Origin of the sequence: Arthrobacter sp. Ld5 (assembly GCF_051172775.1) — a bacterium.
Taxonomy (GTDB): Bacteria; Actinomycetota; Actinomycetes; order Actinomycetales; family Micrococcaceae; genus Arthrobacter_D.
The window spans coordinates 541,038-554,302 of record NZ_JBPKBO010000024.1 but is presented as its reverse complement, the minus strand read 5'-3'; the positions used below and the strand labels follow the sequence as shown (position 1 = coordinate 554,302).

At 73.0% G+C, this 13,265-nt stretch carries 7 protein-coding genes; 6 read left to right on the top strand and 1 reads right to left on the bottom strand.

From position 1 onward, the window contains the following. Positions 1 to 214 precede the first annotated feature (214 nt). The 4 genes from ACSGDB_RS15600 (at position 215) to ACSGDB_RS15585 (ending at position 11,055) form a co-directional block, all read left to right on the top strand. Positions 215 to 3,295, top strand: coding sequence for a hypothetical protein (locus ACSGDB_RS15600; RefSeq protein ID WP_434995862.1), 3,081 nt, complete (start codon positions 215 to 217; stop codon positions 3,293 to 3,295). Further along, on the top strand, positions 3,292 to 4,635 hold the full coding sequence (locus tag ACSGDB_RS15595; RefSeq protein ID WP_434995860.1) for a hypothetical protein: 1,344 nt from the start codon (positions 3,292 to 3,294) through the stop codon (positions 4,633 to 4,635). The genes ACSGDB_RS15600 and ACSGDB_RS15595 overlap by 4 nt, the downstream gene beginning before the upstream one ends. A gap of 60 nt (positions 4,636 to 4,695) precedes the next feature. Then, positions 4,696 to 8,991 (top strand): FtsK/SpoIIIE domain-containing protein, encoded by a 4,296-nt coding sequence (locus ACSGDB_RS15590; RefSeq protein ID WP_434995859.1) that lies wholly within the window; start codon positions 4,696 to 4,698, stop codon positions 8,989 to 8,991. An 84-nt stretch (positions 8,992 to 9,075) separates the two neighbouring features. Further along, positions 9,076 to 11,055, top strand: a complete 1,980-nt coding sequence (locus tag ACSGDB_RS15585; RefSeq protein WP_434995857.1) for a serine/threonine-protein kinase — start codon at positions 9,076 to 9,078, stop codon at positions 11,053 to 11,055. 49 nt (positions 11,056 to 11,104) lie between these two features. Here ACSGDB_RS15585 and ACSGDB_RS15580 read toward each other — a convergent pair whose 3' ends face one another. Beyond that, on the bottom strand, positions 11,105 to 11,872 hold the full coding sequence (locus ACSGDB_RS15580) for a type 1 glutamine amidotransferase domain-containing protein (RefSeq protein ID WP_434995855.1): 768 nt from the start codon (positions 11,870 to 11,872) through the stop codon (positions 11,105 to 11,107). Positions 11,873 to 11,972: 100 nt separating this feature from the next. On the opposite strand from ACSGDB_RS15580, the gene ACSGDB_RS15575 reads away from it, so the two are divergent. Together ACSGDB_RS15575 and ACSGDB_RS15570 are read left to right on the top strand one after the other, a co-directional pair. After that, positions 11,973 to 12,428, top strand: a complete 456-nt coding sequence (locus tag ACSGDB_RS15575; protein WP_434995853.1) for a 23S rRNA (pseudouridine(1915)-N(3))-methyltransferase RlmH — start codon at positions 11,973 to 11,975, stop codon at positions 12,426 to 12,428. Between the two features lie 84 nt (positions 12,429 to 12,512). Further along, the gene (locus tag ACSGDB_RS15570) at positions 12,513 to 13,244 is read left to right on the top strand and encodes a DUF4232 domain-containing protein (protein ID WP_434995851.1); all 732 of its coding nucleotides are present in this window, start codon (positions 12,513 to 12,515) and stop codon (positions 13,242 to 13,244) included. Positions 13,245 to 13,265: the final 21 nt, after the last annotated feature.

The window sequence follows — 13,265 nt, the reverse complement described above, 5'->3', positions numbered from 1 at the left end:
CATCCTCCCCAAGAGACAACCGCTTCACTGCCGGACGAAATAACGATCGCCGGCGAGCGGACGCACGTGACGCTACCAACACCCATTCACAAAAGCCACTACCGAAACAAAGGCCACTTCGGAACACCCGGGAGGACCGGTACATGAGACGGACGAGAAAATTGTTCACGCGTGAGTATGATGCTCAGGGCACCGAACGGAATTGGGGACGATCATGGCCACACGGTCTCGCACGCACCAGCACAACCCGAGACGCCGCAGCGCGCCGGGACAGGCGCTGGGCGCCGTCATCGTCGTCGCGGGGCTGATCGCGACGACGTCCTGCACCCCCTCCCCGGATCCGGAGCCGGTGTCGGACCCCGTCAAGCTCCTCCAGCACGTCCGCGTGGGCCTCTCCCCCGCCGCCGGCGTCGAGACCATCGACGGGACCACCATCTCGGTGACCGCGAACGGTGAGTCCTCGACCGAGACCACGGAGTACAGCACCGCCGACACGGTGGGTGAACTTCCGGTCCGGGTGAGCCTGCAGTACACGGCCGGAGCGAAATCCGGTTCGGACCTCGCCGAACTGGAGGGCCATTCCGGTCCCATCGAGATCGACCTGACCCTCGAGAATCTCACCGTCCGGCCACAGACCATCGAGTACGACGCCGCGGGCCAGACCCGGTCCGACACGGCCCTCGTCGGCGCTCCCCTGACGATCGCCGCATCGACGAAGCTGGAAGGCGTAAGGGCCGACGACGTCACCCCGGGTTCCTCCGACGGCACGGCCGGCACCAACGGCGTGCTGAGCAGCACCGCGGACGGCGCCGCCGTCGTGCAGTGGGCGACGGTCCTCGCCCCACCCCGTTCGGGAGCGAGCACCACGCTGCGCCTCGTGGCCGACGTCGAGGACTTCAAGGTCCCGGCGTTCGATCTGGCGGTGCAGCCGGGCCTCAACACCGACCTCAGTGCGGACGGCGTGGTCGCCGGCGCCTTCTCCTCGGGTACAAACTCCGAACTCGACCTGCAACGCCGCACCATCGATCTCGTGGCCGACGTCAACATCGTGCTGACCAAGGCGGGCGCCACCATCACGGACGTCCGGCAGAACCTGGAGACGACCTCCGAGACCCTGGGTGTCGAGACCGCCGGGGAACTGCGCGACAACTCGCAGGCCCTGGCTCGCACCATGCAGGACCTGAAGGACCAGCTGCAGGCCCTCGGCGCGGATCTGGAATCCGCGACGAGCACCACCCAGTCCACCACGCTGTCCCAGCTGCAGCAGACCGTGTCCGCGGTGGATGCGATGCTGGGCGACACCTCGGCCGCGCCCACGACCGTGCCGATCAACGGGGACGGCTGCTCCGCGGAGGTACCCAGGCCCGGCCAGACCGCCACCGTGTACTCCAGCATCCTCACCATGGCCGCCCAGCTCGACGCCTACGCGAAGGTCAGCGCGGACTGCCGGGATTCCGTCGCGGACTCCCTCAGGACCACCGTGGGCCCCGAGAACCCCACACCGGAGGAATGCGCCGCGCAGGGCTCGGTGACCTGCTCCCTGCGCGGCTCCGCCGTGACCGTGACCGCCGCCCTCATCGGACTGGTCGCGAAGGGCGATGCGCTCGTCGAGAGCCTGCAGCTGGACTCGGTCAACGAGGCGATCAGCGATCAGAAGGCCTCCGGGGAGGCGCTGACGACGGCGCGCACCGATCTCGCTGCGGCACTCGAGACCGCCGGGGACTCCGACGACTACACGGAAGCCCTCGCCGTCGTGAAGGACGCGATCGCGTCCGCCCGCGGCTCCGTCACCACCACCCGCGATGCGTCGGAGGAGGCCCGCGACAGCGTCGATCTGCTGCGGGAGAGGCTGATCGCCATCGGCGAGACGGCGACGACGGCGAAGGGCGAGCTGGGTGACGGCACGCTCCTGGACGGGTCGATGATGCAGCAGAGCCAGCGGCTCGCCGACGAGCTGTGCGAGCTGGCCGAGAACGGCCGGATGTCGATCCGGGACGCGGATGAGCTGCGCTCCTACCTCACGGCCACGCCGTGCAAGCCGATCGAGCCCACGCCGACGCCGACCCCGACCCCCACGCCCACCGAGCCTCCGGCCGAGCCCACGCCGTCGCCCGAACCCACCGCCGACCCCACACCCACCGCACCCGCGTCGGAGGAACCAACGCCCGGAGAGCCGGCGCCGGGCGAGCCCGCGCCGGTCGAGCCTGCGCCGGGCGACTCCGCGACGGACGCGCCGGCCACCGACGAATCCGCGACGGCCCCCGCGATGGACAGGGTCATGCAGGTCAAGCTGCTCCCCCCGCTGGACGGGATCCCGCCGCTCGGGTTCGACGATCCGCTGGATGTCCGGCTCCGCGACCAGGCGACCGCGTGGGACTCCGTCCTCGCCGCCGTCGACACCACGGACCCGGACCAGGAGATCGCCCGGGCGTTCGACGCCCTGGACACCACCATCGACGCCACCGAGGCCGACCTGGACGAGGTCGAGGACGCCGTGAAGGCGCTCGACGAGGCCGCCACCGCGGACGTCACGAGCACCCAGCGCGAGCTCGACGCCCTGGTGGCCTCACTCGACAGCGCGATCCTCTCCTCCGGTGAGGTCGGGACGACCCTCGACGAGCTGAAGACGCAGCAGGACGGGCTCGGGGACGAGATCAAGAAGTCCCTCGGCGACGTCTCGGCCAAGACCATCACCCAGATCGACAAGACCGTCGGGAGCCAGGTGCGCGAGGTCGCCGAGATCGGCGACGCGGGCTCGGCGTCCGTGATCACGGCCTTCGACCGCTCCATCTCCGGCCTGAAAGCGACCTCGGACGAGGTGGTGAGCGACGCCGGCGGAACAGTGGACAAGCAGCGCACGGAACTGAACCAGCGGGGCGACGCCCTCGCGGAGAGCCTGGACAGGAGCACGCAGGCCTCGCTCGCGAACATCGCGTCCAGCACGTCGGGCTCCACCCGCGACGTCGAGGGCGCCGGCGCCCTGCTGGCCTCGAGCCTCAACAACGTGATGCTCGACCTCGGGGACCGCTCCGTGAACGGCTCCGGCCTCCTCGGTTCCATGGCCACGAGCGCCGCCAAGGCCGACACCGCCGACTTCCAGCTGGCCCTCGCCTCCCAGAACGCCGAGGGGTACACCAACATCCGTTCCCGCGACGTGGCCGGGCTGCTGCTGCGCCAGGCACAGTTCAAGGCCTCCCTCGCCGCCGTCGACGCACTGCCCCCGTTCCACCTCAAGGTGCCGGACGGCGCGACCTCCCAGACCCTCTACACCCTCACGATCGACGCGGACACATGAACCAGCGCACCCGCCTCATGACGCTGCTCGTCGCCGGCGCGGCCGTCGTCGTCGCGGCCGTGGTCGCCCTGACCGTCATGCTGAACCGCCCCGCAGAAGCCATCCGGCCCGATCCCGTCGCCGCGACGGTTCCCGTCGCACTGGACGCCGACGGCCTGCCGGAGGACGTGTCCCTCGGCGTCGTCGTGACATACGGGCAGTCCGGCGAGCCGGGCTCCGAGTACAACCGGGCCGCGCAGGGCGCGGTCGTCGCCGCACAGCGCTTGGCCCAGGGCGGCGTCGCCGTCGCCCTGTCCACCCAGAACGACCGCGGCACGGAGGACGGCGCCCGAGCCGCCGTCCAGGCGCTCGCCGAGCAGGGCGTCGCGGGCGTCGTCGTGGCGAGCTCGGGCCCCCAGGCCCAGGCGGCGGCCCGCGCCGCCGAAGAGCTCGGCCTCCCGGCGATCCTCCCGTACGCCCGGCCCTCGGAGCCCTCGCCGTCCGTGTGGACCACCCTGCCGTCCGCCACCTCCGTCGAGGTGGCCCTCCGGACCGCGGTGAACGGCAGGACGAGCGTGCTGCTCGTGAACGACGGCGGCGCCACACCGACGTCGGTGCCGGTCGCGCAGACCCTCGACCTGCAGGATTTCGACGACGTGACGGGCCTGGCGCAGGAGGCCGCCATCCTCACCGGGGACCAGCAGCGTGCTCCGGGCGCTCCCGCGGTCACCGACGCGGGGAGTGCTGGTTCCGCGGACGCCGTGATCGTCTCGGCCGCCACGCCCCAGCGGATGGCCCGCCTGGTCCAGGCCCTGCAGGCGCGCGACGTCTCCGTCCCCCTGATCCTCCCTGACGGGGCGACCGCCCCGGCCTTCGCGTCTGCGCTCTCCGAACTCGACGGGACGGCATCCGGCCAGCTGGTCGGCATCGCCCCGTCCGCCGGTGACAGCGCGGCCCTGCAGCAGGACGCCCAGGGGCGCGGCATGTCGGCCTTCCTGTCCGCCGTGCGCCTCGCGGCGGGAGACGCCGACGTCAGGAACCTGACCGGCGACGCCCCGTTCTCCGCGGACGCGTGGGCGGCGGATCCTGCCAGCCACGACGCCGTCGTCGCGCTGGTCCGGGCGGCCGGCCTGGCCGGCAGCGGCGACCCGTCGGAGGTGGCCGAGGCGCTGCGCTCCGTCTCGCTGGGTCCTGGGGAGGGCCTCGCGGGGCCGCCCCTGGACTTCTCGCGACCCGAGGCACTCACCGCCAAGGCCACCCCCGTCTACGCATCTCCCCAGGATCTGGGCCTGCGCCCGGCGGACGGGAACGCCCCGCGCCTGGTGTGGGTGCCTGCGCCGACCCCCACGCCGAGCCCCTGACCGATCGTCCGGCCCGTCCCCCGCGGACGGCCCCCACCCCCTGACAGAAGGAACGCCACCGTGCGTGTGCTGATCGATCTCGACGAGCGTCGCTTCGAGTGCGAGGTGGCGCACGCAGCGCCGGCCACCACGCTGGCCGACCTGGTGGCGACCGCCGGCGGCCCACGCCTCGCGCCCGAGGCGTCCGTGTTCGTGGACGAGACGGAGGTGCGCGGCTCCACCCCGGTCTCGGAACTCGTCCTGCTCGAGGGCAGCCGCATCGCCCGGGCGCCGTGGGCCGGACCCGCGCGCGTGCAGGGCTGGAGCGTGACGCTCGCCGGCGGGCAGCACGTGGGCGCGGTGATCGGCGTGCCGCAGGGACGCGAGATGCTCATCGGCCGGTCACCGCACGCCGATCTGACCCTGCCCGCGGAGAGCGCGTCATGGGAGCACTGCCGGCTGCGCCGGGAGGACGACGGCGTGCGGGTGCTGGACAGCGGCTCCACGAACGGCACCCTCGTGGACGGGGAGCGGGTGGGGGACGACGGCGTCCTGGTGCCCGAGATGGCCACGGTCACGGCCGGCGGGACGGTGCTCCTGCTGCGCCGGTCCCTCGACGAGACGCCGGCTCCCGCACCGGGCAGCCTGCACAACCTGACACCGGCCGCGACAGCGCCCTTCAACCGGCCGCCCCGCCCCGGGAAGGCCCCGGCGGGTGACGCGCTGGTCCCCCCGAGCCCGAAGGACGTCCCGCCGGCCGGCAAGTTCAGCTACATCAGCGTCCTCGCGCCCCTCGTGATGGCCGTGGCCATGGTCCTCATCCTGCGGGACCTCCGTTTCGCGATGTTCGCCATGCTCAGCCCGGTCATGGCCGTGGGCATGTGGTTCGAGCAGAAACGCCGCCATGCCCGCGGGCTGAAGGACGAGGAGGCCCGGTTCACGGGGGCGATCGAGGAGTTCGAGGAGCAGATCCGGACGGCGGCCGAGACCGAGACCGCCCTGCGCCACCGGCTCATCCCCGACCCCGCGACCGTCGTGCGGCGCGCGGCCCTCCCCGCCACGTCCCTGTGGCAGCGCCGTGCCGACGCGGACGACTTCCTGGCCCTCCACGCCGGCACCGGTGACGTCCCGTGGAAGCCCCCGGTGGACCGGGCGGCCGGCCCGCGACTCGACGAGAAGGTCAAGGACTCCCTCGCGGCCGCCCGCCTGCTGGCCGCCCCCGTGCTGGTGGACCTGACGGATGCCGGCGTGGTGGGCATGGTGGGACCGCGGGAGGGCACCCTGGCGCTCGCCCGGTCCCTCCTCGCCCAGGCCGCCGTGCATGTGGGGCCCGCGGACCTGACCGTCGGCGTCTTCTGCGACCCCGGCCGCGCCGACGAGTGGGAGTGGGCCTCCTGGCTGCCGCACACGCGCCAGGCCGGCAGCAGCACGGGCCAGCGGTGGATGTCCGCGCACCGCGAGACGAGCCTCGCCATGCTCCGGACGCTCAAGGACACCGTGACGGAGTTGCCCACCCCGGCCCTGCTGGTGGTGCTGGACTCCGAGGTCCTCACCGAGGGCCGTGACGCCCCGGCGCGCGCCCTGCTCGGCATGGGCCGCTCCCTGCCCGGGACGTCCCTGACGCCACACCAGCGCTCGTCCCGGGTGGCGGGCATCGTCATCGCCACCTCCGAGGAGCAGCTGCCGGCAGCGTGCACCACCATCATCAGGGTGGGGGCGGACGCGGCGGCCACCGTGGAGCAGCCGGAGGACCTGACCCGCGTGGACGACGTCATCCTCGCGGGCCTCGACGAGGATGAGGCCCTGCGCTGCGCCATGCAGCTGGCGCGCTTCGACGACCCGGAGCTCAGCGTCCCCGGGGCCTCGTTGCCGTCCCTCGTGCGGCTGCCCCGGCTCCTGGGCTACGAGCGTCCGGACCCTGCCACCATCCGCCGCATGTGGGACTCGTCCCCGGGAGTGTCCGCGCCGATCGGTACGGACGAGAACGGGACGCTGACACTGGACCTCGTCAAGGACGGCCCGCACGGCCTGGTGGGCGGCACCACCGGCTCCGGCAAGTCCGAGTTCCTCCGCTCGCTCGTCGCGGGCCTCGCGGCACGCAACGATCCCACCCGCCTGAACTTCATCCTCGTGGACTTCAAGGGCGGGGCCGCCTTCAAGGCCTGCGAGCGCCTCCCCCACACCATCGGCACCATCTCCAACCTGGACGAGCAACTGGCCGACCGCGCCCTGCTCGCCCTCGAGGCGGAGATGGAGCGGCGCCAGCGGGTCTTCGCGGCCGCCGGTGAGGGCATCGACAACCTGAACGCCTACCTCGCCACGAACCCGGCCGAGCCCATGCCCCGGCTGCTGCTGGTGATCGACGAGTTCGCCATGCTGGCCAAGGACTTCCCGGACGTGCTCAAGGCGCTCGTCAGCGTCGGGGCCGTGGGCCGGACACTGGGCGTGCACATGATCCTCGCCACGCAGCGCCCCGCCGGCGTGGTCAGCGAGGACATCCTCGCGAACACGAACCTCCGGGTGGCCCTTCGGGTGCAGAGCCGCGAGGACTCCAGCAACGTCATCGGCGTCCCTGCGGCGTCGGCGATCGGCCGCGCGCAGATGGGCCGGGCCTTCGTGAAGCTGGGGCAGGACGAGATCACGCCCGTGCAGACGGCCCTCGTCACGGGGCGCGTGCAGGTGGACGGTGGCGCGGCGGTGGACATCCGCGAGGTGCGACGGTTCGGCGTCCCGGTGGCCCCGGCGGCGCCGTCGGCCCCCGCGGCCTCGGACGAGAACGACCTCGACCTGCTCATCGACGCCGTGGTGGGGGCCAACACCGACGCCGGCTACGCCCCGCCGCGGCAGGTCTGGCCGGAGGCCCTCGGCGAGCGCGTGGAGCTGGACGGGTTCGCAGCCGGCAACGACGGCGGCTCCCCCGCACCGGATCCCCTCGGCCCCCCGAGGGTGGGCGGGATGCGGGGTTCCGCGGTGCTCGTGACGCTCATGGACGAGCCGGAGCTGCAGCGCCAGTCACCGGCCGGTTGGGACCTGGCCGCGGGCAACCTGATGCTCATGGGCGTGGCCGGATCCGGCACGAGCACAGCGCTGGCCTCGATCGCGCTGTCCCTCGCCCGGGACACCGACCCGGCCGATCTGGACCTGATGATCCTAGACCTGGGCTCGCGCGCGCTCGAGGCCCTGGAGGGACTGCCGCACACCGTGGCCTACGTGGGGACCGGAGCCGGCGCCAAGGAGCAGCAGGCCCGCTTCCTGCGGCACCTGCACGCCGAGCTGGAACGGCGCCGCGCCGCCCCGGGCCCCCACCGCCGCACCGTGGTGCTGCTGGACGGCCTGGCGTCGCTGCGGGACGAGCTGCAGGACTACGACGGGCAGCAGCTGCTGGACCTCCTGTACCGCGCGTACGCCGACGGCCCGGCGCTCGGGCTCTCGTTCGCGGTCTCCACCACCCGCGCCAAGGCGGTGCCGTCGGCCATGAACGAGGTGACCCTGCAGCGGTGGCTGTTCCGGCTGGCCGACACCTACGACTACTCCTCCCTGGGCGTCCGGGGCAAGCAGATCCCCGCGCCGCTCGCCGGCCGGTGCGTGGACCCCCGCACCGCACTCCAGATGCATGTGGCGACGCCCGGCGTCGGTGTCCCGGCCGCCGTCGAGCGGGTCCGGCAGAGCTGGGCCGACGCCCCCGCGAAGTCCCGGGCGATCCGGCGCCTGCCCGCCGACGTGACCCTGCAGGACCTGGGGGTCGGACCGCAGCTGGAGTCCGAGCCCTGGCGCATCCCCCTCGGGATGCGGGAGGCGGACCTCTCGCCGGCGTTCCTGGAGGTCTACGAGGGTGAGCACGCCCTCGTCGCCGGGCCCGCGCGGTCCGGGAAGTCCACGCTCCTCCTGGCCCTGGCCGCGGCACTGCGGGGCGTGGCCACACCCCAGGGGGCGGCTCAGGTCTGGGGCATCTGCGACCGCCGCTCGCCCCTGGCCTCCGCCGACCTCGACAGGACGGCCGTCGGCGCGGACGAGGTGCCGGCACTGCTGGCCTCGCTGCGGCTCGAGCGCGGCCCGGTGTTCCTCCTGATCGACGACGCGGAGCGCTTCGACGACCCCGACCAGTCCATCGCCGGCATCGTGGCCTCCGGGCAGTCGGGGCTGTGCGTCGTCGCGGCAGGCCGGGCCGCGGACCTCCGCGGACTGTACGGCCACTGGACGAAGACGGTCCGCAAGGCCCGGCTGGGCGTGCTCCTGCAACCGGACGTGGACTACGACGGCGAGTTGCTGGGCGCGACGCTGCCCCGGAAGGCGCCGGTGGCGATGACCGCCGGCCGCGGGTACCTCGGCGTCGGCGGGCAGGTGGCGCTCGTCCAGTCGATCAGCCCCGGAGGCTGACCGGCACCTACGATGACAGGGGCACCGACGAGGGTGCCGACGGCAGGACGGACCGACGGCGTCGGGGAGAGGTGGAGGAACAGCATGCAACTCGCACAGACGGGTCAGGCGCTCGGCGCGTCCTACCGCTTCGGCGAACGGGTGGGCTCCGGTGCGGTCGGCGAGGTCTGGACGGTCACCGCGACCGACGACAGGGTGCTCGCCGCGAAGGTGCTGCGCCCCGAGCACGCCGACGATCCCGCGCTCGTGGAGCGGTTCGTCCGGGAGCGGTCCGTGCTGCTGGGGCTGCAGGACCCCTCGATCGTCTCCGTCCGCGACATGGTGGTGGAGGGTGCGCGCCTGGCCATCGTCATGGACTACGTCGCGGGGGGTTCGCTCCGGGAGGTGGTGCGGGAGGCCGGGACGCTGCGGCCCGCGGACGCGCTGGAGGTCGCCGCCGAGGTGCTGGACGCCCTGGCGTTCGCCCACGCCCGGGGCGTGACGCACCGCGACATCAAACCGGACAACGTGCTCCTCGCCCGGCCCTGGGCCGCGTGGGCGCCGGGCGATGTGCGGGTCTCCGATTTCGGGATCTCCGACGTGGTGGGCGAGAGGATCCGCCAGACGACCGGCCTCATCGGCACCCCGCAGTACATGCCGCCGGAGCTCATCAGCCAGGGCCGCTCGGGCCCCCCGGGCGACGTCTACTCGGCGGGCGTCCTGCTCTACGAACTCCTTGCCGGTCGCACCCCGTTCGCCGGCCCGGGGACGGATTTCAGCGTCGCGTACCGGCATGTCTCCTCCCGTCCGCCGCGGATCCCCGTGGACGACGCCCTCTGGGACGTCCTGGCCGGGCTGCTGTCCAAGGACCCTGCGCAGCGCCCCACCGCGCCCGAGTCCGCGGCGACGCTCCGACGCCTCGCCCTCCGCCTCGCCACGAGCGCGGCCCTGACGCGCGGGGAGGCCCCCGCGGACTTCGACGACGTCGAGCGCCCCGCCACCGTGGTGCGGGGCGCCTTCACGGACGCGGACCTCGCCGCCCTGGCGTCCGCCCCGCCCCTGGACGACGCCGGGGAGATGCCTCGTCTCGGGGAGGCGGGCAGTGCGACCCTCGCCCGCCCGATGCCGCGCCGCGAGGTCCGGCCCGTCACCGAGGCGCGGCCCGAGCCCGCGGACGAACCCCCGTTCTGGCGCACCCGGAAGGCGCTCCTCCTCGCGGGGACCGCGGTACTGCTTCTCGTGGGGATGATCGTCGGGTTCGTGGTCCTCAGCCCTGGGAAGCAGCAGGCGGCCGGGGACGGCTCCGGCGATCCGCTCTCCGCCAGGGTGCAGGACACGGCGCTGCCCACGGGCCTGACGATCTCACGGGACGCCGCCTACGACCCCTCCTCCGGCCGGGTCCGCCTGAGCCTCACCTACGCGGCACAGAAGGCGCCCCTGTCCGGGGAGTTCCTCGAGGTCATCCCCGCGATGACCGACGGCGAGGCCTGCCCCGCCGTCACCTGGGAGGGCGCCTCGGTGAGCCGCAACCAGGCCTCCGTCACCGGGCTCGACGTCGACTGCGGCTGGTCGCTGGCGGACCTGCAGGTCCCGGCGGGGGGCTCCGTCCAGGTGACCGCCTCGGTGGCGGCGCAGCCCGCCGACCAGCAGGCACTCGATGAGTGGGTGCGCGGGGTATCCGGGGCGACGGCGGCCGCGACGCAGGACCCGGCAGTCGCAGGCACCGCCTACCCGGTCCAGCGCCTGACGGGCGTGGAGGTCCGCACCCCGGCGCGCGTCGTGACGCCGAGCCCGCTGAAGATCACGCTCGTCCCCGTGTGGCCCGGGGGCCCGGACGAGCTGAATCCGCTCTACGTCAGTCCGGCGTCGGGCAAGCCGTCCCAGATGCTCACGGCCGTGACCGGGGGCGAGCAGGGGCTGCGGTTCTCGGACGGCTGCGGTGGCGCGCTCGCCGTCGACAGCTCCGGTCTCACCGTCACGGCCCTGCAGATCACCCCCGAGTGCACCGTGCGCGCCAGCGTCGGGAACTTCACGGAACTGCAGTCCTCCGCCTTCGGCATCACCTCCCGGGAGGACGCCGGGTGAGGTGAGCCGGGCCGCGGCCCTGATCCCCCCACCCGGGCAGGGCCGGGTGTCAACCCTCGTCCTCCGCGGCGGCCGCCTTGAGGGCGTCCTTCTCGGCGCGCAGCGCCTCGGTCTCGTGCTGCTCCTCGGCCTTCTCCTGATGGATGACCGCCGCGAACAGCTTCTCCATCTCCTTGGCCACACCGGACGCCGACGCCGGGTTCTGGCCGGTCACGAGGCGCTCGTCGACGACGACCTTCTCCTCGAAGACGTCGGCGGATACGTGGGTGGCACCCTGTTCCTCCAGCCGGTCCGCGAGGAAGAACGGGATCACCGTGTCCTTGCCCGCGGCAACCTCCTCGTCATTGGTGAAGGCAGCCACCCTCCGCCCCTCGACCAGACGCAGGCCGTTCTCCAGTTCCACGTCCAGCAGGCCGGCCGGTCCGTGGCACACAGCACCCACGAGCCCGCCGCCGTCGTACACACCGGCCACGAGCTTCTGCAGGCCCTCGCTGCCCGGGAAGTCCCACATGGTGCCGTGGCCGCCCACCAGGTACACGGCGTCGTACTGGCCGGGATCGACGACGTCGACGCGTGCCGTGTTGTAGAGGCCCGCCCGTGTGGTCTCGTCCTCGGTGAAGGCGACCTGGATGGGATCGGAGATGTCCACCTCGTCGCGCGGGGGCTGCCCGCCCTGGATGGAGGCGAAGTCCACGAAGTGCCCGGAATCCTTGAAGACCTTCCAGGGGTGCGCGGCCTCGGCCACGTTGTAGCCGGTCTTCTCGCCCGTGTCGCCGAGCTCGGAAACGCTGGTCAGAACCATGAGGATCTTCTTCATGTCGTGCTCCTTTCGTCCGCATTCCACCCTACGGGGTGCGCCCCGACCGGGTCCGATGGAGTGTGGGTCGCACCCGCGCTCCGGGCGATACCCTGAGCAGATGGCAATCCGGGTGCTCGCAGTGGGCCGCAAGCATGAGGGCTGGGTGTCCGAGGGCATCGAGCGGTACTCGAGGCGGCTGAAGAAGCCGTTCGACCTCTCCTGGCAGCTCATCGCCCATTCGGCGCGGGAGAACGATGCCGCGCGCAGGGAGGAATCGGAGCGGCTCCTCGCCAGGCTGGGGACCGACTACGTGATCCTCCTCGACGAGCGCGGCAAGGCGATCGACTCGCCGGCCCTCTCCCGGACCCTGCTGACGCCGCTCGAGGCCTCACGCAGCGTCACGGTGATCATCGGCGGCGCTTACGGGGTGGACCAGCAGGTGCACCAGCGCGCCGATTTCACCTGGTCCCTCTCGCCCCTGGTCTTCCCGCACCAGCTCGTGCGCCTCATCCTCGCCGAGCAGGTGTACCGGGCCCAGGAGATCGCAGGCGGCCGCGCGTACCACCATGAATAGGCATCATGCGCCTCATACGTAACGATCTCGGCACGACGCGCCCCGCCTCTGTGGCGTCGGGGGTCGCAGCCGTAGGGTGAGCCCATGACTACACTGCTGGGGAGCAAGCGTTGGATCGCGGCCATTGCGGCTGCTGGAGCACTCGTCGCCGTGAGCGGCTGCTCGGCGTCGGATCCGGGAACCGGGGAACCGGCGGCGTCGACATCCGGAACCGCGACCGCGGCACCGACGACCTCCGGATCGTCGTCCGCCGGAGCGACGGCGTCGGCCACGACGGCCGCACCGGAATCGACGTCGGGAGCGACGGCGTCGGCCACGCCGGAACCCTCCGCGACCGAGCCCGCGGACCCCTCGCCGAGTGCGACGCCGTCGGCCCCACCGGCGGCCGCCGCGGGCGGCACCTGCACCGCGGCCCAGCTGACCGGCTCCGTCCAGGACCAGCCCGGCGGGGGCGCGGCGGGGAGCGTGTACCGCACGCTCGTGCTGACCAACGCCACGGATCAGGCGTGCACGGTCGCGGGCTACCCGGGGGTCTCCTCCGTGGACGGCGCCGGCACCCAGATCGGCGCCCCGGCGGACCGCGACGGCGCCGCCCCCGTGTCCGTGCTCCTCGCCCCGGGCGCCTCCGCCACGGCGACCCTGCGGCAGACCAACGCCCAGAACTACGGCGCCGACTGCGGGCTCACGCCCGCCGCTGGGCTCCGCGTCTACCCGCCCGGCGCCACCGACTCGCTGATCCTGCCGCAGGAACTGCCCGCCTGTTCCGCAGCATCGATCGTCCTGATGACCGTCAGCCCCCTGCAGCCCGCCTCCTGATCGGTTCCCCGCCGCATCGGC